Consider the following 26,063-nt stretch of genomic DNA (forward strand, 5'->3'; position numbering starts at 1 on the left):
ATGCAATGCAGCAATTACAATCCATTATCGAAAATGCTTTTGAAAACCGTGCAACGCTTACTCCAGCAACCGTCAACCATGAAACACGTGATGCAGTTACTCAAGTCATCAACCTGCTGGATAGTGGAAAGCTACGCGTTGCAGAGAAAATTGACGGTCAGTGGGTCACTCATCAATGGCTAAAAATGGCTGTACTGCTCTCTTTCCGTATTAATGAAAATCAGATCATCGATGGCACAGAAAGCCGTTATTTCGATAAAGTTCCGATGAAATTCTCTGACTATGATCAGGCAAGATTTGAAAAAGGGGGCTTTCGTGTAGTGCCTCCCGCGGCAGCACGTCAAGGGGCCTTTATTGCCCGTAACTGCGTACTGATGCCTTCCTATGTCAACATCGGCGCTTATGTCGATGAGGGAACAATGGTAGATACCTGGACAACAGTCGGCTCCTGTGCCCAAATTGGTAAAAATGTCCATTTATCCGGCGGTGTCGGTATCGGTGGTGTATTGGAACCATTACAAGCGAACCCAACCATCATTGAAGACAACTGCTTTATTGGCGCCCGTTCTGAAATTGTAGAAGGTGTGATTGTCGAAGAGGGTTCAGTGATTTCAATGGGGGTCTATATTGGTCAAAGCACCAAAATCTATGATCGTGAAACAGGAGAAATCCATTATGGTCGTGTCCCTGCGGGTTCTGTTGTTGTCTCTGGCAACCTCCCATCAAAAGATGGTGGTTACAGCCTGTATTGTGCTGTCATTGTCAAAAAAGTGGATGCCAAAACACGAGGAAAAGTGGGCATTAATGAACTCCTCAGATCGATAGATTAAACTTTAAAATAGCGGATAATAAATAAGTCCGCTATTTTTTTGCTTTTTATCATCATTACCAACCCCAGTTAGTGTTATTAATATAGGCAGTTTGAATACGGACAACATGCACGCTCCGAAACGTACACAGAGTCCGTAAGGTATTCGGAGACGATCCGGATTCAAAATGACGCATAGAATAACCTACTGGGAAAAATACCCTTAAGGTGGTGCCATGTACGATAACTTAAAGAGTCTGGGGATCACATATCCCGAAGAAATTGACCGCTATAGTCTGCGTCAAGAAGCTAACAACGATATTCTGAAAATCTATTTTCGTAAGGATAAAGGTGAATTCTTTGCTAAAAGCGTGAAATTCAAATATCCGCGTCAGCGCAAGACTGTGACTGCAAACAATGCAGAGCAAGGATACAAAGAGATCAACGAAATCAATACCAACCTGCGTTATGTGATTGAAGAGTTGGATCAGATTTGCAAACGTGACCAAGTAGAAATCGATTTGAAACACAAAATCCTTGACGACCTGCGTCATCTTGAACACGTTGTTGCCAACAAGATTGCCGAGATTGAAGCCGATCTGGAAAAACTAACCCGTAAATAAAACGGTTCTATTAATTACACCGCCTATATCCTATTCGGTATAAGCGGTGTATTGTAATTATTCAATTAATTCTCCCCATTGCCTGATCCAAGGCTGAGCAAAAACTTCCGGTTCAGCTTCTTCCACTGCATCCACCATCAAAACTTCACCGATTCTTATTGATCCTTGCTCTTGTAGTAATTCATCAAAAGTGCGGCCACCACCACAAAAATTCTCGTAACTGCTATCACCCAAGGCGATCACACCATAGCGTAATTCTGGCTGATAACCCAGTTCATCTCGCAAGGCATAATAAAGAGGTTGAATATTATCGGGCAAATCCCCTTGTCCAGTCGTTGAAGTGATAACTAAAACCATTTGATCGAGATAGGATTGCCACTGTTCCAGCTCCCCCTCTTCAAAGACTTCTACATCGTGACCTTGTTGTTCAAAGATCTGCTGTGCTTCTTCTGCAACAGCGAGCGCGTTACCATAAACAGTACCAACAAAAATACCTATCTTTGCCATAACTTATTTATCTCTTTTTAAAGGAATTATTAGTTATCCTCGCTGGCAACAGCAGAAAACTCAACCCTTCCCAAATCAGGGATAATTACCTTACCAGCTAAGTCGTCGCGTCAAATCAAATATTGCCACTATCAAGTTGACTCTGTCATGTAAACAGTATCCTAAAACGGTAACAAGTAATCATCAACAGCATCGTTTTCTATAACAACCAAGATAAAGTAACAGAAGTGACACCGTCTTAAATCAAGTTATTTAATCAATAATAATTCAGTGTTAAAATCACTTTTTTAAACAACTTTAGTTGATAATATTGATATTAATATGAAAAATGACTATATCCTTTTCTTCAAGATCAACAATAGCATAATGAGATTAATAGAATGGCACAAATAAGCACTAAATAAAGGAAAACCCTCACCATGTTTAACAATAGAGCTGTTGTGCTGAGTATACTATTAAGTGCCGCAAATATTACCGGCTCATCGGGTCTCATGATTTGGGTAGATACCGAGCTTAAAAACGGAGGCATGATTTTAAACGCTTATATTCCTGTTTTTTCCTATTTATTGGGGTTATCTCTGGGATGTATACCTGTCATCCTTCAAGTTGCCTCTTTGTTGGCTGCACTCACTCACCCCGGTCACATAGTTATCTATGCTCCCGGGGATTCGCTCCCTTGCCGCCGCGATGCATCTTGAAATCCATAAGGTATATGACCATATCCTTTTTTATTCGAAAATTGAATATTGCTTTGTTTGAAAAACATATTTTTGGCTTATTCTTATTAATAGCAACGATAAACTGCATTCTCTTTGCAAGAGAAACAACACTTATTCCAGTTTGGCTGGATGCTCTGCATAGAATATTATGGGGAGTAATAAGTGGATTTATTGTCATAATGGGAAGAAATATTCTTATAACTACAGGAAATGAAAAGAAAACGAATAGTAATTTTTCTATTTTAAGCCTGGCGTTATTAAGTCTACCATTTTTAATTCCTGTTATTTTCTCTCTTTTAGGTTTAAATTCCCGTACATCAGCAGACTTTTTTTCTGCTTTTATTTACTCTATTGCTTCAATTATTTATTTCACTGACTTTAAAAGCCATAATTTAAAAAATAACAATTTAAAAAGTAATAACTTAAAAAAACAAAAACACAATATTAAATATCCTGTGAAAATAACCAATAAATTGGTTGTTTTCTTTGCCTTTTCCAGTTTAGTTATCATCAATGTTTGCTTTTTCCTATCCTTAATGATTATGCCAGCAATGCGAACAAAATATTTTGAACATATTGATATAATTCGAATGTATATCATATTACTGATTATATGGTTCCCCTGTGCAATTAGGATCATAAAAATCATTAAATCCGCACTTTTAACCAAAAGAATCATGATAGGTAATATCATGCAATTATTCTCTCTCGGATTCTGCTTACTTAGCATTATAACAAATTCTGGCATACTCTATTTGCTATTCACAATTATGGTATTTTTAGCTAATACCATTATGCAACCTGTTTTTTTCTCTTATCTAGGGTTATATTCAAAAAACTCTCTTTATACTTTGGGTATGCAATCAGGGATTTATGTATTTATTACTATGGTCATTCTTTTTTATACTATTTATTTAGGTGTTGGCGTTGAAGAAATCATTGCTGGATTTACAATATTATTAATTTCTTCAATAGTTATCTCGACTATTTTTCTCTTTGCCATTAACTCTAAAAAGCAATAAAGCCAGCGTAATTATTATATTAAAATACTTATGGAGCGATGAAGAGGCATAATAATGATAGGTATTTCACCCGAATACAAATCAACCGCACTGACTAATAATACAACCAAACTTCCTTTTCTCAATAGAAGAAACATTCATATTCTTCAATTATATCATCTAAAAAATTCAAATACTTATATACTTACAGAAAGTATTTATTTTATGCCAAGTGATGAGGATGATAAATAAGTTTTCATAATTATGCTCCACTTCCAACCAGCCCTTGTGTACCAAGACATACAGCCTTTTCATCCAAGTGGTCCGTAGAATCAATGAGATAGGCTACAGAACCAATATTGTTCAAAAAGAAAACAAAAGGCATAGGTGTATCGGTATTATGGAAAGCTATTTATATACCTTATGGATTTCAAGATGCATCGCGGCGGCAAGGGAGCGAATCCCCGGGAGCATAGATAACTATGTGACCGGGGTGAGTGAGTGCAGCCAACAAAGAGGCAACTTGAAGGATGACAGGTATAGACCTAATAATATTTTTGCATCATTAATTTTATATCCATCTTATAATTCTATTAATTTTCTTGGGGTTGGTTGAACACCATTAAGCAAAACAGGGTTATCTTTAACATGAATAGCAGTATATTTCTCATACCGCTTAAAATGATAAAATTCTTCTCTAATACTACGAGGCAACTCTTGTGCGAAAATTGAGGCTCTTTCTAGAAAGTCATATTGATTATCTAATTTCTCATCAAAAACAATATGATCTATTAAATCTTTAATCACTTTACTTTCACTTTGCTCAGGCTTAATTTCCTTAATATATGTCATCTTCCTACTCTAATATAGTTAATATAATAAAGACCAATTTGGTTCAGAGAATTTGTATTATTTTTTAGTTTAAAACCAAACTATCCTTACATTTATTTACATTTTTATTATTTCTAAAATTTTATTTTATTCATAATTTTCAAAAAGTTACATTCACCTTCATGGAAAAAACATCTTTTTTCAAATCGAACAAAAATATTTCCGAAAATAATATTTAAATCCATTTTTTATTTAAATACTAACGTAATATGCGAATACTAGCTTTTTTGTTGTTTCCGCACGAAGCATATTCAAAGTCAGATCATATACAAGCCAGAATTTCAGCAGTATCACCAACGGGTTCTTAAACTTACGCCTAACTCAACGCACTAGTGCTTTATTGAGTTATCCGAACACCTTGTACCTTTCTTATTATCATGAAATTAAGCCAGGCCACTGTCTGGACGATATTCAATTCTATCCGTATTCTCAATCTTCGACTTGTGGATTTTGAATCTCATGGCTTTTTGAGCTACTTTGCTCATTACTGGAATAAAACTCACAAGCAGATCGTTTCTCTTGTAGCTTTACTAAGCCTCGGCTGAAAAGGTATATCCAAGGAAGTCGCAACGGGTGTGTTCATACCATCCTTTTGTTCCCCGTCTTTGCGCTTTGCAATAGGCAATTCGGGTTTTGTCAGGGTGAAACATTCCATCTACTACGCCAGCAACATACCTATTTACGGGTGCAAAGCAAGACTGGGTTACTGTCGTCGAGAACCTGCTTTGCTCGTAGTACTGGCGGGTGGCGAGAGTCGACGACGGCTTTCGCTAATTACCATCACACTCCAAATCTGGGATAATACCTTGCCAGCCAAATTGTTGTATTAAATGCTGCCATGATGCATCCCATTTTGCCGTAAGCGATAATTTCTCCCCCGTAACAGGGTGATCCAACTCAAGACAACTGGCATGAAGCATCAACCGACTGGTTTGATAATGAGCGGTAACCCCTCTGTTTTGCCGTAAATCGCCATGCGTTGTATCACCAATAATTGGGTGACGAATATGTGCCATATGGCGTCTTAATTGATGTTTTCGGCCTGTTTTCGGTGTCAATTCCAACAAACTAAAACGTGATGTAGGATAACGACCTATTTCTACCGGACACTCCACCGTTGCCAGTGGTCGGTAATAAGTCACGCAGGGCTGAGCCTCTTTATCACCCTCGGCAAATTTATCCGCGATCTTATCCAGTTCCTCAACTAGAGCGTAATCAATAATAGCTGATTCCAACACATAACCGCGCACGACGGCGTGATAAGTTTTTTGTAACTGATGATGTTCAAACTGTTGAGAGAGCTGACGGGCAACATCGCTGGAAAGCGCCATCAGCAATACGCCTGACGTTGGTCTATCCAGACGGTGTACAGGGAAAACATGCTGACCAATCTGATCACGCAATGTCTGCATAACAAAGACAGTTTCGTGACACGCCAACCAGCTACGATGAACTAACCACCCCGCTGGCTTGTTAACTGCCACAATATGATCATCCTGATATAACACTTCCAACATATCAGACGTTATCCTGCATAAATAAGCGATCCAACGCACGAAGATGTTTAAACAGTTGCTGGTAACGCCCGGTAGTATCTTCTTTATAAGACTCCTCAAAGTAAGGCGCGATAGCAAATGCCGTAGGCAACACCAATCCCTGCTCCAACAATGCATACATTCTCGGAATTAATACCCACTGCAACCACTCTTCAGCTAACATCCTATCAATGGAAAACGGCTCAACACTTTCGAAAGCTTCCGGTTTAGGCGGATGACTCTGCCACAGGTCAATTTCCCTCATGGCTTCTTCAATTAACTGTAATTTATACAGAATTTGTTTTGCAGTACTCATATTTTCAGCCTGACTCAATTTTTATTCAAAACAACCAAGCTCGCAAGAATACCATCGATACCCCTTAGCTGAAAATTTGCTTGTTCCACCAATAAGAGAAGGGAGCGCACAAGCGCTCCCCTTAAGTTAAATTCTATAGCAGTCCCGCTAATAACACGCTCCCTGCTCACTCCTTGACAAATTGTCCCTAGTTGGTCATCCCTTACCCATCATTTTATTTGTTGCATATCATCCTGTTATGCATTGTGTCATCCTGACCATCATCACTCATCTGTCCTTGAGAAATTGTGCGCAATGATTCCTTTCCTGCTGAGGACAGAATGAATTAATTCTTTCGATGAAACAAGCCACACATAATGGAACCAGTAAGTCAGGGCAGAGAATAAAATCTGTGATTATTTATAGGCTATTGAAATAAAATGAAAATAATAAACTAATGTGAAACTCACAAAAGTAAACTATGATATCTCTTACATGAAGTGTAAGAGATATCTCACAAAGGCAGCGTTAAAAATCGGGGTCTAACGCATAGAGACAGGTTCAATTGCGCCAAGAAACCTAATTAAGTCGGTAAATAAGCGTTTTCGTTTATGACTGCCAAACTGTTCCAAGATCACTTCACCGGTCAAATTACACAGAGAAATGATACCCATATCATCTGATTCCATCGTCGCAATAAACGCCGTTGGCGACAGTTTCAGCCGTTTCTGTGTCACCAAATGTCCTATCAAGTTTTCCTGTAAACGGATAAAGTCATCCTCACTCCAAACCTGAATCAAACTAAGCCGTTGACCTTCAAACGTTACCGTCATATCACCGGCCAATTGTGATGTATAAAAATCATGAATTGCTGGCTGCAATTGTATATCCAGTGCAACTTCGACGCTATTCAGCTTATCCTCTAAAGGAAAAGGCTGAGGAAGCCAATAAACTTCGTTGTCACCAGTTTGGGTAATACAAGGTGATGGTACACCATAAAGTTCACGGCTTGCAGGAGGGGCTCCGGTTTTCTTCTGCCACAAATCAACATAACAACGGGTAAAATTAGACAACGCTTCTGTAACATTAGAAATCATATTATTTTCAACCAGTAACTGTTAGGGTGTACTTAGCAATTTTATAGTAAACCAAAGATAGTAAAATGAGCGAACAAATAAAATTCAGGCAAACGCGCTAACTTGCTAAACTTAAGCAACCACTATTATCAGATTTTGAGGAATAACATGTCGTTATATCGGGATCACCAAGCTCTTGAGCAACTTACTCTGGGTAAAACCACTTTATATCGTGACCAATATGATGCCAGCTTATTGCAAGCTGTACCCCGTAATATGAACCGTGAACCTCTGGAAATTTTCCCTGATAATTTGCCATTTCATGGCGCTGATATCTGGACACTGTATGAACTGTCATGGCTGAATAGCCGCGGTTTGCCACAAGTTGCTGTCGGACATGTTAGTTTAAATGCAATAAGTAAAAACCTGATTGAATCTAAAAGTTTTAAGCTCTATCTGAACAGCTTTAACCAAACTCGTTTTGAAAACTGGCAAGCCGTCGAAGAAACACTACAGCGCGATCTGGCTGCTTGTGCTGAAGGCAAAGTGGAAGTGGCACTTTATCACTTAGATCATTTCAATAACCAGCCAATCTCCGCTTTTACAGGTGAATGTATTGACGATCAAGACATTGAAGTGACTGAATATGATTTCAATCGTCATTATCTGCAAGATGCAGCACAAGGTCCGCTGGTAGAAGAAGTTTTGGTTAGCCATCTGCTGAAATCTAATTGCTTGATCACTCATCAACCTGACTGGGGATCTGTCCAGATTCACTACAAAGGGTTAAAAATCAATCGGGAAGCATTGTTACGTTACTTGATATCATTCCGGCATCACAATGAGTTTCACGAGCAATGTGTCGAGCGTATCTTCAGCGATTTACAACAATTATGTGCACCAGAAAAGCTCTCAGTCTACGCTCGTTATACCCGTCGTGGGGGATTAGATATCAATCCGTGGCGTACAAATAGTGAAGGCTTTGTTCCAGCAACAGGCAGATTGGCACGTCAATAAATCCGTTTTAAATCTGCTTTCCTAAACGCAATTCGTGAAAAATAAGCTGAAATAGGGCATGTAATACATTCAGTTTAGTGATATTGATATGTAATCCATACACGGTATACAAGGAGTCATTCTTGATCACACATATCAACCCACTCGGCTCGATGGATTTATTATCTCAACTTGAAGTAGATATGCTAAAGAGTACCGCAAAAAGTGATCTGTATCGCCTGTTCCGTAATTGCTCACTGGCCGTACTCAATTCAGGTAGCCAAACCGATAATAGCAAAGAGCTGCTCTCTAAATACACCGATTTTGAGATTAACGTATTGCGCCGTGAGCGCGGGGTAAAACTGGAACTGGTGGATCCACCAGAAGATGCATTCGTTGATGGAAAAATTATTCATTCACTACAAGCTAACCTGTTCGCAGTGCTGCGGGATATCTTGTTTGTTCATACACAGATTACCGATCCAGAACAACAGGATTATTCCGATTCAGAGAATAGCGCGCATATCACCAACAGAATATTCTCTATTCTGCGCCACGCCAGAGCACTGCATACCGATGAAGATCTCAACATGATCGTCTGTTGGGGAGGCCACTCAATTAGTAAGCAAGAGTATCAGTATGGCCGTAAAGTCGGTAATCAGCTTGGGTTACGTGGACTGAATATCTGTACTGGCTGTGGTCCCGGAGCAATGGAAGCACCGATGAAAGGCGCGGCTGTCGGCCATGCCCAACAGAATTACAAAAATAGCCGTTTTATTGGTATTACCGAGCCATCAATCATTGCGGCTGAACCCCCAAATCCATTAGTGAACGAGTTGATTATCATGCCAGACATCGAAAAACGTCTGGAAGCTTTTGTTCGTATCGCTCATGGTATCGTTATTTTTCCAGGTGGTGTCGGTACAGCAGAAGAATTGCTTTATTTGCTAGGTATTCTGATGAATCCAGAAAATCAGGAGCAAATACTGCCATTGATTCTTACCGGACCGAAAGAGAGTGAGGACTATTTCCAGGTTCTGGACGAATTTATTGTTCATACATTGGGCGAAGATATACGACGCTACTATCACATCATCATTGATAATGCGCCTGAAGTTGCCAGAATAATGAAAGAAGCGATGCCATTAGTGAGAGATAGCCGCCACAGTACCGGTGATGCATATAGTTTTAATTGGTCAATGAAAATCAATTATGATTTGCAACAGCCGTTTGAACCATCCCATAAAAACATGGCTGATCTTAATCTCTATCCTGATCAACCACCTGAAAAACTGGCAGCATCACTGCGCCGGGCTTTTTCCGGAATTGTTGCAGGCAATGTAAAAGAGGTGGGTATTCAAGCGATTGAAAAACAGGGTCCATTCAAAATCCACGGTGATGCTAGGATAATGCGCCATATGGATAAGCTACTGAAAGACTTTGTGGAACAGCACCGAATGAAACTACCGGGAGGTACTGCCTACGAACCTTGCTACGAAATCATCAAATAAAATTACCTGAAAAAATATCTGCGCTCCACGGATGGAGCATTATGCTATTTAAAGTGATCCCATATGATACATCTTCTCATTGTTGACGCTCTTAACCTTATCCGACGCATTCATGCTGTACAGGGTAGTCCATGCATTCCTGCTTGTGAACATGCGCTCCGGCAGCTTATCCAACATACTCATCCCACGCATGCCGTTGCAGTATTCGATGAAGAGAATCGCAGTCACAGTTGGCGTCACCAGATATTACCTGACTACAAAGCCGGCCGTTCGCCCATGCCTGACAATCTGCAACAAGAAATGCCACAAATCAGAGCATCATTTGAACAACAAGGGGTCACCTGCTGGCATGCCAAAGGGCATGAAGCTGATGATCTGGCAGCAACACTAGCCGTAAAAGTGACTTCCGCTGGTCACAACGTGACGATTGTTTCTACTGATAAAGGTTATTGCCAATTACTTTCACCCAATATTCGTATCCGTGACTACTTCCAAAAACGCTGGTTGGATATGCCATTTGTTCAACAAGAGTTTGGCGTTTTACCAGAACAACTGCCTGATTATTGGGGGCTGGCGGGAATAAGTAGCAGTAAAATTCCGGGGATTCAGGGGATCGGGCCGAAAACCGCTGCCACTTTACTGCAACAGGCCGGTACACTGGATAATCTGTTCCAGAACCTCGACCAACAACCCGATAAATGGCGCAATAAACTAGAATCAAATCAAGAAATGGCATTTATCAGCCGGAAAGTTGCATCATTACGTACCGATCTGGCTTTAAATGGTAATCTGCAACAACTCCGGCTGACAACAACCTAACGAAAATACTTCGCTATCTGATCCAGATGTTCGCCTTTTAATTCTCCGGCCTCACTAAGCAGGCCGATCCAAGCCTTAATATAATGATATTTTGCTTGGGAGAGATCGCGTCGAGCAGTATATAACTGCTGTTCAGCATTCAAGACATCCACATTAACCCGCTGCCCAAGCGCAACACTTTTACTGGTCGCGTCTACCTGTAAGCTAGCTGATTCAACCGCCATTTCATAAGCACTAATCCGTTTTTCACTATTTAAGTACTGATTATAATTGCGGCGTAATGCATTGAGGATTTCTCCAGCCTGAGCGTCAAGATCATATTTAGTCCTGCCATAGTGGGCCGCCGCCTGACGTACAGAGGCAGACGTAGCACCACCATTATAGATATTCATGCTCATCCGTAAGCCAATGGTATCGGTTCGATATTTTTGATCTACGGTATTATCGCTGCTGGATTCGTTTTCAGAATGAGAAGCATAGAACTCCAGCTTAGGTAAATAGCCTGCCCGATTACGCTGTACTTCATGGTACGCGGCTTTCACCTCCTGACGCGAAGCGGCCAGAACCGGATTGTTGGCTAATGCCAATGCTTCCCACGCCTCATAACGTTCAGGTAACAACTTCAATATCTGGAATCGTTTTTTATTTGATAACCGTTGCACCGGTAAATCAACAGGGAGAGAGACACCCACTATGAGCTGTAAACTTCGGATTGCCGCATCCAAATCGTCTTTAGCTGCTATCTCATCAGCAATCGCCTGACTGTAACGAGATTGTGTTTCCACCACATCAGTACGTGTCCCTTCACCAGAAATAAACAACTTTTTATTCAGTTCCAGTTGTTTTTCATAAGCCATTTTCTGCCGTATGACTAAATCAATCTGATCCTGTGCATAAGCCACATCTACGTAAGCATTCACGACCCGAACAGCCAATTGCTGAAAATCTGCCCGAAAACGCTCATTACTCATCAAAGTGTGAGCTTGGCTGGCTTTATAACGAGCCCATATTTCAAAATCGATCAACGGCTGAGTCAACACAACAGCCGCGTTATAACTGCTGTATTGGCGATCCCGGCTGCTAGTTGTCTTCCTACCCCAGAAGTCATACCCAACAGACTCCATATGTTGCCAATTCCGCGGTGAATTTTGGTAAGACATTATTACTTTAGGTAACAAGTCTGCTCTGCCGAGCTTTTCATACTCTTCACCGCCTTCCCGCTCTTTCGCTGCGGCAAGAAAAGTGGGGTCATTTTCCAACGCCAGCGCATAGGCCTCGGTCAAACTCAATGCCCATGCCGGAAAAGAGAACAAACCGACACAGAAAAAAATCAGCAAACCCATTGATAAAGAAGCATTATTCAGTTTCATCATCACTCCTCTATCAACGATGTTGAAGCCCGATCCAACAATGGCTTAAACAGATAACTTAACAGAGAGCGGGAACCCGTTTTGACAAAGACCTCAACCGGCATCCCCGGCCTGATATCCAACCCTTTCAGTTTTTCCATTCCCTCGGGAGAGACAACCACTCTCATCTGATAATAAGGTTGACTGGTTGCTGGATCGACCAACCTATCTGCGGAAATCACGGCAACTTTTCCTTCAACTTTTGGCGTCCGATTCTGGTTAAAAGCGGTGAACATCAGATCCACATTCAACCCTTTACTAATCTTATCGGCCAAATTAACCGCAACACGAGTTTCCACTTCAAACGCCATCTGGTCCGGCAGAATTTCCATTAGTTTTTCGCCGGGAGCAACAACCCCACCTTGGGTAAAAATATTTAATCCCACCACGGTGCCATCAACCGGCGCAACAATTGAGGTATGAGTCAGTTCAAACTGTGCTGTATCTAGCTTATTTCTATATTCACTGGCAGAGACTTGCACCTCTGCTAATTGCGCGCGCACTTCCCGCTGATAGTCTGCTTTGCGCTGAATAATACGCTGCTGTGTTTCCTGTAATTGCTTTTCAAGCTGACCCGCTCGTCCTTCCATTTCCGCTACGCTGCTGTTGAGTTCAGCCTGTTCGCGCAGAAGTTCCAGATAACGATTTCGCGGAAAATAGCCCTCATCCGCTAAAGATTTCAGATTAGTTATTTGCTCTTTAAGCGCCGCCTGCTGCATGCGTTTACTGAGAAAAGAAGATTTCAGCCCTTTAATTTGGAAATCTATTCCTTCGACAGATTGCTCAAGCCCTGCCAAGTCGCTTCTCAACACTTCACGGCGTGAGACAAAAAGTTGTTTTTGCAGTTCGATAATCTCATTCACCCGTGGTTCAGATTGTAATTGCTGTAATATGTCGGGGAAAATTAACGCTTCATCACCATGCTGCTCTGCTAATAAACGGGCTTCCGTTGCCAGCGTGGTATACAGTTGATCTTGAAGTGCATCGACCTGTGCCTTTGCCTGCACCTGACTGAGCTGGACGAGTGTCTGACCCGCTTTTATTGTTTCTCCTTCAACAACCTTAATCTGGCTGATGATACCGCTTGCCGGGGCCTGAACTGTTTTACGATTACCATCCACCACCACCACACCTGAAGATGCAACCCCTTTATCCAACGGTGCTAACGCGGCCCAAATGAGAAATCCCAGGATCCCCACACCAATCACTAACCATCCTAGTCGTAAAAAATGCCTTTCTTCCAAAGGCAACAATCCTTTTTCATCTCTTACCGGCGTAATCTGATCAGACATATCCACTCCCGGACAGAAATCTCCGTCTCAGCTATTTGATATTATTATCATTAAATGCACATTTACCTATGATGCTTGTGGGACTGCCTTAGTCGCAGAATGTTCCTGACTATTATTCCTTTGTGATAAAGCGGCCATCACCTGTTGAGATGAACCGAACATCTTCATTTTCCCCTGAACCAGTAGCAATATTTTGTTTGTCTGTGATAGCAATGAGGTGCGGTGAGTAATCACAATCACAGTCTTTCCTTGTGCCTTTAACTGAGAAATCGCCTCATTTAATGCTCTTTCCCCTGCCTCATCCAGGCTGGAATTAGGCTCATCCAACACGACCAATGACGGCTCGTCATATAGCGCACGAGCAAGGCCAATTCGCTGTTTCTGCCCACCAGATAATCCAACTCCGCCAGCACCAATCACGGTGTCATAGCCCTTATCAAGTGCTAATATCAGCTCATGAACGCCCGCTTTCTTTGCCGCCCGTACCACTTTCTCTGGCTCCACTTCATTAAAACGAGCAATATTTTCAGCGATAGTGCCACCAAACAACTCAATATCTTGCGGTAAATAACCGATTGAGGAGCCCAGCTCATCTTTATTCCACTGATAAATATCCGCATTATCCAGACGAACAACGCCTTCCTGTGCCGGCCATATTCCGACCAGTAACCGGGCAAGAGTCGATTTCCCAGACGCACTGGGACCAATTAATCCCATCACATCACCGGCATCCAACGAAAAGCTAATATCCTGTAAAACAACCTTACTGTTTCTTCCCGGCGGCGCTGCGGAAACTTTATCCACGGCTAAACTTCCTTTTGGCGCCGGCAATGACATTCCCGGTTTACGTTCCGGTTGTTGTTCCAACAGGTTGGTTAACCGTTGCCATGACAAACGAGCACCACTCCAGCCTTTCCAGGCTTGAATCAGTTGCTCAATCGGTGAAAGTGCCCGTCCCATCAAAATTGAAGCCGCAATCATCATACCCGGCGTAATATGCCCACCAATCGCTAACCAGCCCCCCAATCCAAGGATCAGTGACTGCAAGGCCAAACGCACTGTTTTAGTGACTGAATTAATCACTGAAGCCCGCTCACTCGCGATGCGCTGGAAATCCAGGAAACGCTCATGTAATCCAAACCATCTCCGACGTAGCACCGGCAACATACCTAACGCCTCGATGACTTCGGCATTACGTAAATTAGTGCTAGCAAGACTTGCTGAACGTAGAGAGAGTTTACTGGCTTCGGATAATGGCTGACTTGATAACCACTGATTCAGCACAGCCAAGGCAATCAATACTAGGGCACCTCCCAGTGACAACAGACCAAGCCAGGGGTTAAAAAGAAAAATAACGAGCAGATAGATTGGAAACCAAGGGGCATCAAAGAAGGCAAACAAGGCGTTACCCGTCAAAAACTGGCGGATATTGGCCAAGTCATTGAGCATCTGACCGGCATCAGTAGTGCCATTTTTCAGATTCGATTCATAAGATGCGGTATAAACCCGGTTATTCAGCTTCATATCAAGCTGGCTGCCAATACGGATAACAATCATGCTACGGATATATTCCAGCATTCCCATCATGGCAAACATGCCGAGGGTAATCAGAGTCAACATCAGCAAAGTGATTTCATTGCCCGACGGCAATACTCTGTCATAAACCTGCAACATATAAACAGACGGAACTAACATCAGCAGGTTAATAAAAGCAGTGAACAACCCGATAGCCCAGAATACCCGGCTACGAGCACGAATGACATCCGTAATTTCATCCTTCGGGAGCAGTAGTTTCACACTATTTCCTTATTTTTATTTTTTTAAAAATATAACTATCTGATGTTAATGCTTCCTTTCTTATTCATTTTTCTTATTAGTCTTATTGGGCTTTATCATTAATTCCCGACCATCGGCAAAGCGGGCAAACCAACCATCTGGCTCATGAGCAAAAAAAGCCAAACCACTCCCCTGTTCATCCGTAATTGTGAGCCCATCTGGAGTTGGCCGCCAACCGGCAGGCACTTCGCCAAACATATACGCTAAACAATCGTTATCACCATTAAGTGACCAAATTGATCCCTCTGGTAAGGGATGGTCAGTCAATAACACATCGCATTGTTGATGTTTATCCGACAATTGCCACACGCCTTTCAATTCACTCGCGTGTGGAAGATCAAGACTACTAGCCATACTTCCTCCGATAATGCTGAATGTCAGAGCAACAAAGAATGCAAATTTCAGATACCAAGCTGCAAAAACCATGCCGCCTCCAAACAAATAACCGCATCTAAGTCAGATGCGGTTGTGTTGTTGTGTTACGAAAGGATGAAATCAGACTCTAATATGGGTTCTCCAACAATCTTCACCCAAAAATCATCGTAGGAAAATTTACCGCCCAAATTAATGGCGAAATCATTCACCTTATCAACAGTGTTATAACGAAGCACAGCTTCTCCAACTTCACCCGTGAATTCCTCTACAAATTTAACGCCCCCCTTCCCGGCTTCACCCAGATCAAACAGTGACACATCAATCTTGTCTTCACCGGAAACAAAGTCATGGATCCAATCACGCTCAAGAGGAGGTGATTCCTTGGCACTCAGGTAGACAAAGGTATCTTTGCCTTCCCCACCCCAAAGATTATCTGCTCCCAAGCCACCGTAAATGATGTCATCACCAGCCCCACCTTTCAGGGTATTGGCGGCGTCATTCCCGATTAAAACGTCATTACCACTGCCACCAATCGCATTTTCAATCGTGACACCACGGGCAATAGAGACGTTTCCTTTCAGCCCACCGACATCAGAGAAAGAAGCTTCATTCAGGTTGATACGTTGATCCTGAGTAAAACCAGAGAAATCAAACGTATCATTACCCCCTGTATCCCAAGCGGTGAACAACAGTTTGCTGTTCTCATCTTTTGCGGTATAGAAGTCACGATCTGTGTTGGAATTAAAACCATATATGGTGTCATCAGCACGGATTGTACTATTCGCGCCGTATACCGCCTGAATGGCAGAAATATCGTTGAGTAATGGCGCAGAAGAATAAATACCTTTAAAGTCCTGACCCGTATTTTTCTCACCAAAATAACTCATGACGGTATAAGCACGGCTATCTTCAAAATAAGTAGCGCTGTTCTTATAAGTCGGGCTGACCTTATCAGACGCATTATAATCCGCCGGATGTTGCAACCCTAGAGTATGGCCAATCTCATGAGTAAACGTCTGACGGCCATAACCATTCACGTCGATATCGTTGTTTAAGAAAGTACGGCTTTTCGCGTTATACCAAGTTCCTATCTGTGTCTTATCGGGGGTTGGCAGATAAGCAAACGCATAACTCCCCGTCAAGCTAACATCAAAGAATCCAAAGGTGACATTTGCCTCTTTGACATCAGTGGTTTCAACGAAATTAATATTAGCAACATCAGCCCAAGATTGTATTGACAGCTTTGCAGCCGCTTTTTGTTCTTCATTAAATGCTGAAAATTCAGAAATATGCCACGGCATATTATCCGGCTTACTTTCCAGGAAAGTATACTTTAATTGGAAAGCTTGAGATTTATCGTCGTCCTGATGCCCCCAACGATAATCACCCCGGATTAATTCTTTAGCAGCATCTTTACTGGGCTCATGCTCAACAACAATATTAGAATCTTTACCTGGTATATAAGCCTGTAACCATTTCAGCAACTCATTTGCTTTTTCTGAACCGCTAACGTCTTCCGAGTATGAAATTTTCTTCTTTAAAGACATATATTTCTCCATAAATTCAGGACTTAGATATAAAATTCTTTTTATTTAATTAAATACAAGTCAATAAAACCTGAAAACAACAGACCGCCCTTGGTCATACAAATTAACAACTAAAATCCCTTTCACATAAACGTAACACTAAAGTTAATTATGTAAAAAGCAATTAACATATTTTTTTAATATAAACGTGATAAAAATAACATAAAACAAATAAACGATTGTTTTATATAACATAACTGTTTAAGGCGAAAAAAATACCGCTAATTTCTTATCGGTATTTTCTTACGGTTTAATTATCTATTTATCTAACTATCTATGAAGTAAACTTTTAAAAATTTATAACATTATTATTAATAATTTTAATCTGAGATTATCCCAGGCCGTTATATAAATAGACAAAATCAGAATAATCGACCGCCTTCGACTGCAATATTGAACGATATGACTCATATGAAAAGGCTCTAAACCAGTAAACACCTATATATTATTAATAAATTAATAACAACTTGATTAAATCAATAAAAAACATATATCACAGAGTAGTTAATATTTCATTTATTCTAAATCACTCTGTCATGATATAATCAAATTATATTTGTGACTTTTGAACATAGAATAACAACATCAACACAGCCAATTAATCCATAAATATATTAAATCTAAAACAGAAATTTAAATTTATATAATACAAATATTATTCCCATTTAATATCACAATTAAATTTCATACTCATAATCTTAATTAAACTAATTAAAAAAACAATCTCTTTCATTATTTTCCATTTTACAATCTTAATTTATTGGATTATTTAACATTAATTTCACGTTTAATTAAACGCTTATAATAATATATTTATTTTTATATTTACCTTAAGTGAAGTAAAAAAATCAACAATTTTACGACATAAATCATACAATATTCATTGTTACATTAAATCATAATCACCTCACACATAGAGTATTATGTAATACTTTCTTAGTTAAAAAAATGAATTAAATCATTCTAATACACTCATTTTACTCCGCACGGTAATAAGAGATAAAATGCAATAATGCCATTCAATACTGAAAAAAACGCCTCAGGGTATAGCTGAGGCAATTTAGGAAATCTTATTTTATGAGTTATTCCAGAATGATGATGAACAACAGTGAATCAGTAATCATTCCGGCTAGCTGCATAAGCAGACCAAATACGACGAACATGAACCGTTATTTCTTCCCTGTCATGATAAAGGTGTTTTGCCTGAATTTGTGCATTTATACCCCCCTCTTTTAATTGCAAGTTCATTTTCTGCAAATTATGAGCAACTTCTTCATAACGCTTTTTCATGGGTAATTTAAGATTAAAAATAGCTTCCCGGCACCAGCCATTAACTAACCAATCTGCCATTAGCTGCGTCACTTTTGCTGGTTTTTCCACCATGTCGCATACCAGCCAATAAATGTTTTTTGTCGAAGGCTCAAACTTAAAACCATCAACTTTGTGATGTTTAACTTGCCCCGTATCCATCAAACTTTTCGACATCGTGCCATTATCTACCGCATGAACCATCATACTACGTTTCACCAGTTGGTAAGTCCAACCACCAGGGCATGCACCTAAATCAACCGCATACAAACCGCTAGCCAACCGCTCTTCCCATTCATCATGTGGGATAAAAACATGAAAGGCTTCTTCCAGTTTTAATGTTGAACGACTTGGTGCATCCGAAGGAAATTTCAACCGAGGAATACCCATATAAAATGGCGAATTATTGTTACTGTAAGAATAACCAACATAACAGCAACCCGGAGCGATAAAGAAAACGTGTATCACCGGGCGATTAACGTTTTCCCGAATCTGCAAGATCTTTTCCTGACGCATAGCATTACGCAACGGAACAGTAAATTTTCGACAGAATTTTAATAACTCTTTACTTTCATTAGTATCAGGCACCTCAACCCGTAACTCACCGGCACGCTCAATGACACCATGCAGCATACCTACAATCGGGCTTATCCGATCTTCAGGAGGTAAATCTCGCAATAATTCACCCACGACCAGCATCTGGCGGGCAAAAATCAGCTCCCGAAATGGGATCTCACGAATCAGCCGATCGGCGTCTTCATATTGATAACACTCAAACAGGACATAACCACTGTTGTCTTTCACCCGGGCAAAACCGTAAATCTCTTTTTGACCCGCCTTATCAGTGATTTCTGCTGCACACTCTTTTTCAAAACCAGGGCGGCAATATAAAGCAATTTTATTCATGGCGAAGCGCCGATTTCCTTAGACGCAAAGCGCCAATTAATACTAAAAACCAGCCGATAAGAAAGCTAAATCCTCCAACTGGCGTAATATAAGCGAAAAATTTAACCTGCAATAAAGCCATACAATAGAGACTGCCACTAAACAACAAAATACCTACTGCAAAAAAAACGCCACTCCAGTAAAACCAGAGCACAACTTTACGCATTAGCATGGCAGACATCGCCATCATTGCCAGAGTGTGAATACCCTGATATTGCAGACCGAGATCAATCCAACTTATCTGATATTTTTCCATCATCGGAGATAATAAATGTGACCCTACAGCACCAAACGCCACATAGAAAAACCCACTGAAGCCAGCAAAGATAAGCATTAAGCGACTATTCACTGTTATCTTCCTTTTTCTTCTATCTGAGAGCTCTTACAGCTCGAATGCCTTATTCCACTCTTACTCATTGGTAATAAAGCCCAATTTCTCCTGCTCACTGGCTGCCTGTGCCAAAACCCATTGTCTGAATGCGGCAATTTTCCCCAATTCAGCCTGATTGTCATGACAAACAAGGTAAAATGCATTCTTACTCACTAACACATCATTAAATGGGCAAACTAAGCGCCCCGCATCAATTTCAGTCCGAGCCATGACATTATTTGCCAGTGCAATACCTTGCCCATGAACAGCGGCTTGGATCACCATTGCACTATGGCTAAATATCGGTCCTTGCTGAACATTTATCTGCTGCTGCATATCAAGCTGGCGCACATACGCTTGCCAGTCACGACGAGAAGAATCGTGTAACAACGTATGACGCGCCAAATCTGCGGGGGTCTTCAAAGGATTTTCTCCAGTCAGTAACGAAGGAGAACAAACGGGAAGCAAATATTCTGCGTAAAGGCGATCGGTGCGTAACCCCGGCCAATTTCCACGACCATAAAATATGGCAACATCAACATCATCGGCAAGCTTATCTTCTTCTCTGTCTACCGCCTGTATTCTGACATCAATGCCGGGATAAGCTAAATTAAAGCTGGACAGCCTTGGAACCAACCACTGGATAGCAAAGCTAGGTGAAAGGCTAACCGTCAAAGCACCTTTGGCACTTCGAGCTTGAAGTTTACGTGTTGCTTCATTTATCGCCGTGAATATTTCTTTAATGTCCAGATAGTAGCTTTGACCTTCTTCAGTCAACAATAGTGATCGATTGCGACGACGAAACAACTTCAACCCAAGAAAATCCTCCAGACTTTTCATCTGGTGGCTAACTGCGGCCTGCGTCACAAATAACTCTTCAGCCGCCTTAGTAAAACTTAAATGGCGCGCTGCGGCATCAAAAACCCGCAACGCATTAAGTGGAGGTAAACGTTTGGACATGTGAGCCCTTATGTAATGTTGACGATACCGGTAACTCTTTATATTTAGTTATTAGTTTTTGTAATCCGAATCATTATAAATTGTCCATTGAGGATACACCAGTAAATCCCTATAGTGGCGCCACTTCCTAAGCCGGAACGAAAAGTGAATCAGCTTAACGCTATGAAACTTTTGGCTTTGTGGTTGTGATGTTGTGTTTGCAAGTTGTCTGGGAAACCGGACCCTGTAGCTCAAGCTACTGTTTTTTCACTTCCTGTACATTTACCCTGTCTGTCCATAGTGATTTTTTAATGCACCGCAGTTGCGGTGCTTTTTTTTGGCATAAGGCGTGGAACATGGCAATATTATTCCATGTAATAACCTATCCATTTTCAGCCAGAAATAAATGGTTAAGCACCATCACCACCAAAACAAAATTAATACATCTATGAAAAAGTTCGAACCAGAACAGTTCCGCCAGCAATTTCCAGCGCTACAACAATTGCCATCACAACAATTTTCATCACAACAACAGACGGTATTTCTGGATAGTGCAGCCACTGCACTCAAACCACAAACCATGATAAAGGCAACTCAAGATTATTATCGAAACAGTAGCGCTACCGTACATCGTAGCCAACACAAAGCAGCACTGGAAATTACATCCCGCTATGAACAGGCCCGGCAACGAGTTGCTGAATTCATCAACGCCCCCAAAGCTGAAAATATTATCTGGACAAAAGGAACAACAGAATCCCTCAATCTAGTTGTTCAAAGTTATTTCCGCCCTCATCTCCAGCCCGATGATGAAATTATCGTTAGTGAGCAGGAACACCATTCCAATCTGATACCGTGGTTAATGTTGGCAGAGCAAATCGGTGCCAAGGTTATTAAATGGCCTTTAGGCAATGGCAAATTGCCTGATATCAACATCTTGCCTGAACTGCTAAACAAACACACCCGATTGATAGCCATCAGCCAAATGTCCAATGTGACTGGCGGAGCAGTTGATCTCGCTGCAATAACTGCAATAGCACACCAACATGGTTGCCTGGTCGTTGTGGATGGAGCCCAAGGCATTGTTCATAATCCCATTGATGTTCAACAATCAGATATCGATTTCTACGCATTCTCTGCTCATAAACTCTATAGTTCGAACGGCGTTGGTATACTTTACGGCAAAAGTGAGCTTCTTAATGCTATGTCTCCCTGGCAAGGTGGCGGGAAAATGCTCTCCCACACTTCATTCAGCGGTTTTATACCCGAAGCAGTACCTTTCCGGTTTGAAGCGGGCACACCGAATGTCGCAGGTATTATTGGTTTTTCTGCCACGCTGGAATGGTTGAAAGATATTGATATTGCCAAAGCCGAAACCCATGCAGTCGCACTTGCTGATTATACCGAAGCACAACTCTCCGCTTTACCCGGATTTATCAGCTATCGCATTGCCGGTTCCAGCTTATTGGCTTTTAATTTTACCGACATTCATCACAGTGATTTGGCAGCCATTCTGGCAGAACAAAATATTGCTTTACGTTCCGGTCAGCATTGCGCTCAACCCTTGATCGAAGCGTTAGGCATCAGCGGCTGTTTGCGCGCCTCCTTTATGCCTTACAACAACCAACAGGATGCCGATGCTTTAATTCAGGCAGTAAAATTTGGCCTTTCTCTATTACAGAATGAATGAATTACAGAATGAATGAATTACAGGATGAATGAACTACAGGACGAATGACATTATGACTCAAACCGCTGAAAACCGGATTGCACCACACCCATTTGGCCGGGAAATCAGCCAACAACAGCTCATTGCAACCTTTGACCAATGCCGCCAATGGGAAGATCGTTATCGCCAGTTAATCTTACTGGCAAAGAAACTGCCCGCATTACCAGAGAACTTGAAACAGCAAGACACTGAAATGTCCGGCTGTGAAAACCGGGTTTGGTTAGGGCATCAATTACTGCCAGATGGCTATTTACATTTTTATGGTGACAGCGAAGGCCGCATTGTAAAAGGCCTGCTGGCGGTAATCTTAACTGCCGTAGAAGGCAAAACACCGGAACAAGTTTTAGCAACTAACCTATTGGCACTGTTCCACCAACTAGGGCTGGAACAACAGATAAGTGGCTCACGGTTGAACGGCGTCAAATCGCTAATCAATACTGTGCAGAACGCCGCAACATCTTATATATCTATGGATTTCAAGATGCATCGCGACGGCAAGGGAGTAAATCCCCCGGAGCATGGGTAACTATGTGACCGGGGTGAGCGAGTGCAGCCAACAAAGAGGTAACTTGAAAGATAACGGGTATATCAAAGATCACCCTGACGTTGCGCTTTAGCCACCATTTTTTTCAGAGCATGGGAAACCGCAACAAATCCAAATGTCGCCGTGACCATCGTTGCGGCACCAAAACCAGAAGCGCAATCCATACGCTTAGTTCCCTCTGCGGTACTTTTCGCGGCACAAACAGAACCATCACTCTGCGGATAAACTAATTGCTCGGTTGAAAACACACAATCAATGCCTAATTTACCCTTGCCATTCTTTACAACACGATAATCAGATTTCAGCCTTTCGCGCAGTTTAGCCGCTAAAGGGTCCTGAACCGTTTTTGCCAAATCAACAACCTGAATCTGTGTAGGATCAAGTTGCCCTCCTGCTCCACCGGTTGTCACCAGCGGAATTTTATGGCGACGGCAATAAGCCAACAGCGCAGCTTTCGGCCTGACACTATCGATAGCATCAATCACATAACTGAATCCAGCCGCCATCATCTCTTCAACATTATCGGGTGTAAGAAAATCATCAACACAAGTCACTTTGCACTCTGGATTAATTGCCAGAATACGCTCGGCAATCACTTCAGTTTTTGGTTGCCCAATATGCTGTTTTAAAGCATGTAATTGGCGATTGGTATTGGTGATACAAACATCATCCATATCAATCAGAGTGATCGCACCGATTCCTGTACGAGCCAGAGCCTCAGCCGCCCAAGAGCCAACACCACCGATACCCACAACACAAACATGAGAATGGCAAAACAAAGAAAGCGCTTTTTGACCATATAAACGGGCAGTCCCCACAAAGCGCTGCATATATGCATCAGAAAGAGAAGTTTGCATTACTGAATATCAATCCTGAAAACCTGTTATAAAATTTATGAAAAGCAATCACTGATTTACCATCAACATGGTAGGCTGCGCTTTTTTTAACACCCAAACCCGACCATAGTGGTTATAGAAACCTGCCGCTATACCCGCCGCCCCACCAATACCATGATAGATATCGAAATGATGTCCCTTTATCGCCCCACCAACATCCAATGCAACCATCAGCCGCATCTGGTACTGACCGGTAAATTTACCCTCTCTATCCAACAGAGGTATCTCTGCTAACAGGGTTGTTCCTGGTGGAATAAGCATTTTATCAGCGGCCACAGAAGCTTTTGCAATTAAAGGAACACCACTCGCACCTCGTACCGGCGCATAGTTTTCAGGTTTAAAGAAAACAAATGATGGATTCTGCTCCAACAGCTCACGGACTTCTGCCTCACTGTGAGATTCTGTCCATTTACGAATCGCCAGTATAGAGATATCTTCCTGCGCAATTTCTCCGCGCTCAATCAGCAATTTGCCAATGCTCCGATAAATATGCCCATTCTTACCAGCATAACCCAAAAGAGTCAGTGGCTCACCATCACCAAAATCGACATAACCACTCCCTTGTACCTCCATAATATAATTATCAATCAATGAACGACTATAACCAATAATCAGACTGGGGCTAAGAGCGCCATTGTCTATTTCAGTTCGGCTTGGTAAACGGTATTTACTCTTAGGCGGCATCCGGTACAGAGGATATTTAAATTCCCCCTGTTTAACACGACGAGCTTGTAACACTGGCGTATAGTAGCCGGTAAATTGGACGTTACCGTAATGATCCACACCTTCCATCTGGTAAGCGCGTAAATTAAACAGATTCAACTTACTGGTTTCACCACCCGCTAGCATCCAGTTTTGAACAGCGTCAAAAGTTAAGCTATTACGATTATACAGACGAGGAGCAGACTGGCTAATCAGCGCAACCTGCTCTGAAAAATCCTTTGCATTAACTGGCTTACCCTGCGCATTAGGTTGATTAACCAGCCGTAAATCCTGAGCAATATGACCATCTCTATATTGTTGGCCCTGTTCTGTTGGGCGAGAATGACATCCAACCAACAGTGAAATCACGGTTCCACACAACAGATACTTACCCCAGTATTTCATTGTTGTTTTCTCTCTTACCAACATAACTCTGTGGCGAACAAAATACTAAACCAATAGAAACGATGAAACTTACCATAAAAAAAATAACTTAACAAAACAACGACACAAACGAATAGAAAAACATCGATACGCAGAGTAACTAATCAAAAACGTAACGAAACAAACAATAATTAATAAAAAAACTTGCAACAGATCTTATCCTGAGTATAGTGCCCGCATCGGACGCGGGATGGAGCAGCCTGGTAGCTCGTCGGGCTCATAACCCGAAGGTCGTCGGTTCAAATCCGGCTCCCGCAACCAACACTATAAAGTCGTTCAATATTTGCGAATGGAACCGATTCCAGCAGGCGTTAGTGATGCAGGAAAATACAAAGTAGGTTCTAATACGGACGCGGGATGGAGCAGCTTGGTAGCTCGTCGGGCTCATAACCCGAAGGTCGTCGGTTCAAATCCGGCTCCCGCAACCAATTTTCGCTACTCAGAATATCTATACGGACGCGGGGTGGAGCAGCTTGGTAGCTCGTCGGGCTCATAACCCGAAGGTCGTCGGTTCAAATCCGGCCCCCGCAACCAATTCTCTATGCGTTTCAGCGTACAAACTCCCAAAACAGTTTCTAGACGATTTATCACCGCCACATCCGTTATTCTGCGGCGATAATAAATGCAAGCAGACTCCGCTATAGCCCGAGCACATAAATATTGACGTGCATGGAAAAGCAGAAATAGATAGGAGGACAAGCAATGAAATGCAGATCACACGACGACGCAATGGCTAAGGTGTTCCGCAAAGACCCAACTTACGCGATCGAGCTACTCAATAGCATCCTTGAAGATGACGAACAAGCCGAGTTACTGATTGTTCTTCGCCAGATGACCAAGGCTTTCGGGGGGAGTTCGTAACGTGGCCAAGGAAGCTGAGTTGAATCCGAATCAGCTCTATCGCACCTTG

The 26,063-nt window shown here is 41.8% G+C and carries 26 protein-coding genes and 3 tRNA genes; 14 read left to right on the plus strand and 15 right to left on the minus strand.

What is annotated here, in order from left to right; genetic code table 11:
• Nucleotides 1-5 precede the first annotated feature (5 nt).
• Both dapD and CKY02_RS08125 read left to right on the plus strand, forming a co-directional pair.
• Complete coding sequence (gene dapD / locus CKY02_RS08120) at nucleotides 6-830, plus strand: 2,3,4,5-tetrahydropyridine-2,6-dicarboxylate N-succinyltransferase (protein WP_112894975.1); 825 nt, start codon at nucleotides 6-8, stop codon at nucleotides 828-830.
• Nucleotides 831-1,044: 214 nt separating this feature from the next.
• On the plus strand, nucleotides 1,045-1,431 hold the full coding sequence (locus tag CKY02_RS08125; RefSeq protein ID WP_011145044.1) for a DUF3461 family protein: 387 nt from the start codon (nucleotides 1,045-1,047) through the stop codon (nucleotides 1,429-1,431).
• A 57-nt stretch (nucleotides 1,432-1,488) separates the two neighbouring features.
• Here the strand turns inward: CKY02_RS08125 and CKY02_RS08130 are convergent, their stop codons facing one another.
• Nucleotides 1,489-1,938, minus strand: coding sequence for a flavodoxin (locus CKY02_RS08130; RefSeq protein WP_112879138.1), 450 nt, complete (start codon nucleotides 1,936-1,938; stop codon nucleotides 1,489-1,491).
• A 419-nt stretch (nucleotides 1,939-2,357) separates the two neighbouring features.
• Between CKY02_RS08130 and CKY02_RS08135 the strand changes: the two genes are divergently transcribed.
• From CKY02_RS08135 to CKY02_RS24460, 3 genes are all read left to right on the plus strand, one after another.
• A complete protein-coding gene (locus CKY02_RS08135; protein WP_112894902.1) occupies nucleotides 2,358-2,636 on the plus strand; it encodes a hypothetical protein in 279 nt (92 codons plus the stop codon).
• A gap of 14 nt (nucleotides 2,637-2,650) precedes the next feature.
• Nucleotides 2,651-3,679, plus strand: a complete 1,029-nt coding sequence (locus tag CKY02_RS08140) for a hypothetical protein (protein WP_112894903.1) — start codon at nucleotides 2,651-2,653, stop codon at nucleotides 3,677-3,679.
• 379 nt (nucleotides 3,680-4,058) lie between these two features.
• Nucleotides 4,059-4,274: a hypothetical protein gene (locus tag CKY02_RS24460; RefSeq protein ID WP_167405282.1), complete on the plus strand. Its 216-nt coding sequence runs from the start codon at nucleotides 4,059-4,061 to the stop codon at nucleotides 4,272-4,274.
• Here CKY02_RS24460 and CKY02_RS08145 read toward each other — a convergent pair.
• The 4 genes from CKY02_RS08145 to syd form a co-directional block, all read right to left on the minus strand.
• Entirely contained in the window at nucleotides 4,241-4,510 is a 270-nt protein-coding gene (locus tag CKY02_RS08145) for a hypothetical protein (RefSeq protein ID WP_112894904.1), read from the minus strand. The genes CKY02_RS24460 and CKY02_RS08145 overlap by 34 nt on opposite strands.
• 809 nt (nucleotides 4,511-5,319) lie before the next feature.
• Nucleotides 5,320-6,066, minus strand: a complete 747-nt coding sequence (truC, locus tag CKY02_RS08155) for a tRNA pseudouridine(65) synthase TruC (RefSeq protein ID WP_112894905.1) — start codon at nucleotides 6,064-6,066, stop codon at nucleotides 5,320-5,322.
• Between the two features lies 1 nt (nucleotide 6,067).
• On the minus strand, nucleotides 6,068-6,400 hold the full coding sequence (locus tag CKY02_RS08160) for a YqcC family protein (RefSeq protein ID WP_112894906.1): 333 nt from the start codon (nucleotides 6,398-6,400) through the stop codon (nucleotides 6,068-6,070).
• Nucleotides 6,401-6,921: 521 nt separating this feature from the next.
• The gene (gene syd, locus CKY02_RS08165) at nucleotides 6,922-7,476 is read right to left on the minus strand and encodes a SecY-interacting protein (RefSeq protein WP_112894907.1); all 555 of its coding nucleotides are present in this window, start codon (nucleotides 7,474-7,476) and stop codon (nucleotides 6,922-6,924) included.
• Nucleotides 7,477-7,623: 147 nt separating this feature from the next.
• Here syd and queF point away from each other — a divergent pair, with 147 nt between their 5' ends.
• From queF to xni, 3 genes are all read left to right on the plus strand, one after another.
• On the plus strand, nucleotides 7,624-8,472 hold the full coding sequence (gene queF, locus CKY02_RS08170) for an NADPH-dependent 7-cyano-7-deazaguanine reductase QueF (RefSeq protein ID WP_112894908.1): 849 nt from the start codon (nucleotides 7,624-7,626) through the stop codon (nucleotides 8,470-8,472).
• Nucleotides 8,473-8,594: 122 nt separating this feature from the next.
• Entirely contained in the window at nucleotides 8,595-9,962 is a 1,368-nt protein-coding gene (gene ppnN, locus CKY02_RS08175; RefSeq protein ID WP_112894909.1) for a nucleotide 5'-monophosphate nucleosidase PpnN, read from the plus strand.
• Nucleotides 9,963-10,025: 63 nt separating this feature from the next.
• Nucleotides 10,026-10,781 carry a flap endonuclease Xni gene (xni, locus tag CKY02_RS08180; RefSeq protein ID WP_112894910.1) on the plus strand — a complete coding sequence of 252 codons (756 nt, stop codon included), beginning with the start codon at nucleotides 10,026-10,028 and terminating at the stop codon, nucleotides 10,779-10,781.
• Here xni and CKY02_RS08185 read toward each other — a convergent pair.
• From CKY02_RS08185 to CKY02_RS08220, 8 genes are all read right to left on the minus strand, one after another.
• The gene (locus CKY02_RS08185) at nucleotides 10,778-12,154 is read right to left on the minus strand and encodes a TolC family outer membrane protein (protein ID WP_112894911.1); all 1,377 of its coding nucleotides are present in this window, start codon (nucleotides 12,152-12,154) and stop codon (nucleotides 10,778-10,780) included. The two genes, xni and CKY02_RS08185, sit on opposite strands and share 4 nt — an antisense overlap.
• On the minus strand, nucleotides 12,154-13,482 hold the full coding sequence (locus CKY02_RS08190; RefSeq protein WP_193493088.1) for an HlyD family type I secretion periplasmic adaptor subunit: 1,329 nt from the start codon (nucleotides 13,480-13,482) through the stop codon (nucleotides 12,154-12,156). The genes CKY02_RS08185 and CKY02_RS08190 overlap by 1 nt, the downstream gene beginning before the upstream one ends.
• Nucleotides 13,483-13,548: 66 nt before the next feature.
• Nucleotides 13,549-15,279, minus strand: coding sequence for a type I secretion system permease/ATPase (locus CKY02_RS08195; protein ID WP_112894913.1), 1,731 nt, complete (start codon nucleotides 15,277-15,279; stop codon nucleotides 13,549-13,551).
• Between the two features lie 60 nt (nucleotides 15,280-15,339).
• Nucleotides 15,340-15,744 carry a protease inhibitor Inh/omp19 family protein gene (locus tag CKY02_RS08200; protein WP_192880980.1) on the minus strand — a complete coding sequence of 135 codons (405 nt, stop codon included), beginning with the start codon at nucleotides 15,742-15,744 and terminating at the stop codon, nucleotides 15,340-15,342.
• A 53-nt stretch (nucleotides 15,745-15,797) separates the two neighbouring features.
• On the minus strand, nucleotides 15,798-17,252 hold the full coding sequence (prtA, locus tag CKY02_RS08205; protein WP_274382163.1) for a serralysin: 1,455 nt from the start codon (nucleotides 17,250-17,252) through the stop codon (nucleotides 15,798-15,800).
• A 1,140-nt stretch (nucleotides 17,253-18,392) separates the two neighbouring features.
• Nucleotides 18,393-19,493 carry a 23S rRNA (cytidine(2498)-2'-O)-methyltransferase RlmM gene (gene rlmM, locus CKY02_RS08210; protein ID WP_112876497.1) on the minus strand — a complete coding sequence of 367 codons (1,101 nt, stop codon included), beginning with the start codon at nucleotides 19,491-19,493 and terminating at the stop codon, nucleotides 18,393-18,395.
• Entirely contained in the window at nucleotides 19,486-19,881 is a 396-nt protein-coding gene (locus tag CKY02_RS08215) for a DUF423 domain-containing protein (protein ID WP_112876496.1), read from the minus strand. Before CKY02_RS08215 ends, rlmM begins: the two co-directional genes overlap by 8 nt.
• A gap of 60 nt (nucleotides 19,882-19,941) precedes the next feature.
• Nucleotides 19,942-20,862 (minus strand): transcriptional regulator GcvA, encoded by a 921-nt coding sequence (locus CKY02_RS08220; RefSeq protein ID WP_112876495.1) that lies wholly within the window; start codon nucleotides 20,860-20,862, stop codon nucleotides 19,942-19,944.
• Nucleotides 20,863-21,289: 427 nt separating this feature from the next.
• On the opposite strand from CKY02_RS08220, the gene csdA reads away from it, so the two are divergent.
• A complete protein-coding gene (csdA, locus tag CKY02_RS08230; protein ID WP_112894916.1) occupies nucleotides 21,290-22,528 on the plus strand; it encodes a cysteine desulfurase CsdA in 1,239 nt (412 codons plus the stop codon).
• A 52-nt stretch (nucleotides 22,529-22,580) separates the two neighbouring features.
• The gene (gene csdE, locus CKY02_RS08235) at nucleotides 22,581-23,093 is read left to right on the plus strand and encodes a cysteine desulfurase sulfur acceptor subunit CsdE (RefSeq protein WP_112894917.1); all 513 of its coding nucleotides are present in this window, start codon (nucleotides 22,581-22,583) and stop codon (nucleotides 23,091-23,093) included.
• Nucleotides 23,094-23,155: 62 nt separating this feature from the next.
• Here csdE and tcdA read toward each other — a convergent pair whose 3' ends face one another.
• The gene (gene tcdA, locus CKY02_RS08240) at nucleotides 23,156-23,968 is read right to left on the minus strand and encodes a tRNA cyclic N6-threonylcarbamoyladenosine(37) synthase TcdA (protein ID WP_112894918.1); all 813 of its coding nucleotides are present in this window, start codon (nucleotides 23,966-23,968) and stop codon (nucleotides 23,156-23,158) included.
• A gap of 48 nt (nucleotides 23,969-24,016) precedes the next feature.
• Nucleotides 24,017-25,114, minus strand: coding sequence for a murein transglycosylase A (mltA, locus tag CKY02_RS08245; RefSeq protein WP_112894919.1), 1,098 nt, complete (start codon nucleotides 25,112-25,114; stop codon nucleotides 24,017-24,019).
• Nucleotides 25,115-25,337: 223 nt separating this feature from the next.
• On the opposite strand from mltA, the gene CKY02_RS08250 reads away from it, so the two are divergent.
• From CKY02_RS08250 to CKY02_RS26680, 4 genes are all read left to right on the plus strand, one after another.
• Nucleotides 25,338-25,414 (plus strand) — tRNA-Met (locus tag CKY02_RS08250).
• A 90-nt stretch (nucleotides 25,415-25,504) separates the two neighbouring features.
• Nucleotides 25,505-25,581, plus strand: a tRNA-Met gene (locus tag CKY02_RS08255).
• A 29-nt stretch (nucleotides 25,582-25,610) separates the two neighbouring features.
• Nucleotides 25,611-25,687 (plus strand) — tRNA-Met (locus CKY02_RS08260).
• A 195-nt stretch (nucleotides 25,688-25,882) separates the two neighbouring features.
• Nucleotides 25,883-26,014, plus strand: a complete 132-nt coding sequence (locus tag CKY02_RS26680) for a hypothetical protein (RefSeq protein WP_420800847.1) — start codon at nucleotides 25,883-25,885, stop codon at nucleotides 26,012-26,014.
• The last annotated feature ends 49 nt before the right edge of the window (nucleotides 26,015-26,063 follow it).

It is taken from the genome of Photorhabdus bodei (genome assembly GCF_003287735.1).
Taxonomy (GTDB): Bacteria; Pseudomonadota; Gammaproteobacteria; order Enterobacterales; family Enterobacteriaceae; genus Photorhabdus; species Photorhabdus kayaii.

Coding starts and splice junctions, on each gene's coding strand:
- rlmM (WP_112876497.1), bottom strand. CDS start 19,493: ATGAATAAAATTGCTTTATATTGCCGCCCTGGTTTTGAAAAAGAGTGT.
- CKY02_RS08135 (WP_112894902.1), top strand. CDS start 2,358: ATGTTTAACAATAGAGCTGTTGTGCTGAGTATACTATTAAGTGCCGCA.
- queF (WP_112894908.1), top strand. CDS start 7,624: ATGTCGTTATATCGGGATCACCAAGCTCTTGAGCAACTTACTCTGGGT.
- dapD (WP_112894975.1), top strand. CDS start 6: ATGCAGCAATTACAATCCATTATCGAAAATGCTTTTGAAAACCGTGCA.
- syd (WP_112894907.1), bottom strand. CDS start 7,476: ATGATTTCTAATGTTACAGAAGCGTTGTCTAATTTTACCCGTTGTTAT.
- CKY02_RS26680 (WP_420800847.1), top strand. CDS start 25,883: ATGGCTAAGGTGTTCCGCAAAGACCCAACTTACGCGATCGAGCTACTC.
- mltA (WP_112894919.1), bottom strand. CDS start 25,114: ATGAAATACTGGGGTAAGTATCTGTTGTGTGGAACCGTGATTTCACTG.
- CKY02_RS08200 (WP_192880980.1), bottom strand. CDS start 15,744: ATGGTTTTTGCAGCTTGGTATCTGAAATTTGCATTCTTTGTTGCTCTG.
- prtA (WP_274382163.1), bottom strand. CDS start 17,252: ATGGAGAAATATATGTCTTTAAAGAAGAAAATTTCATACTCGGAAGAC.
- CKY02_RS08190 (WP_193493088.1), bottom strand. CDS start 13,482: ATGTCTGATCAGATTACGCCGGTAAGAGATGAAAAAGGATTGTTGCCT.
- xni (WP_112894910.1), top strand. CDS start 10,026: ATGATACATCTTCTCATTGTTGACGCTCTTAACCTTATCCGACGCATT.
- CKY02_RS24460 (WP_167405282.1), top strand. CDS start 4,059: ATGGAAAGCTATTTATATACCTTATGGATTTCAAGATGCATCGCGGCG.
- CKY02_RS08140 (WP_112894903.1), top strand. CDS start 2,651: ATGACCATATCCTTTTTTATTCGAAAATTGAATATTGCTTTGTTTGAA.
- csdA (WP_112894916.1), top strand. CDS start 21,290: ATGAAAAAGTTCGAACCAGAACAGTTCCGCCAGCAATTTCCAGCGCTA.
- tcdA (WP_112894918.1), bottom strand. CDS start 23,968: ATGCAAACTTCTCTTTCTGATGCATATATGCAGCGCTTTGTGGGGACT.
- CKY02_RS08145 (WP_112894904.1), bottom strand. CDS start 4,510: ATGACATATATTAAGGAAATTAAGCCTGAGCAAAGTGAAAGTAAAGTG.
- csdE (WP_112894917.1), top strand. CDS start 22,581: ATGACTCAAACCGCTGAAAACCGGATTGCACCACACCCATTTGGCCGG.
- CKY02_RS08185 (WP_112894911.1), bottom strand. CDS start 12,154: ATGATGAAACTGAATAATGCTTCTTTATCAATGGGTTTGCTGATTTTT.
- CKY02_RS08160 (WP_112894906.1), bottom strand. CDS start 6,400: ATGAGTACTGCAAAACAAATTCTGTATAAATTACAGTTAATTGAAGAA.
- CKY02_RS08130 (WP_112879138.1), bottom strand. CDS start 1,938: ATGGCAAAGATAGGTATTTTTGTTGGTACTGTTTATGGTAACGCGCTC.
- truC (WP_112894905.1), bottom strand. CDS start 6,066: ATGTTGGAAGTGTTATATCAGGATGATCATATTGTGGCAGTTAACAAG.
- CKY02_RS08125 (WP_011145044.1), top strand. CDS start 1,045: ATGTACGATAACTTAAAGAGTCTGGGGATCACATATCCCGAAGAAATT.
- CKY02_RS08220 (WP_112876495.1), bottom strand. CDS start 20,862: ATGTCCAAACGTTTACCTCCACTTAATGCGTTGCGGGTTTTTGATGCC.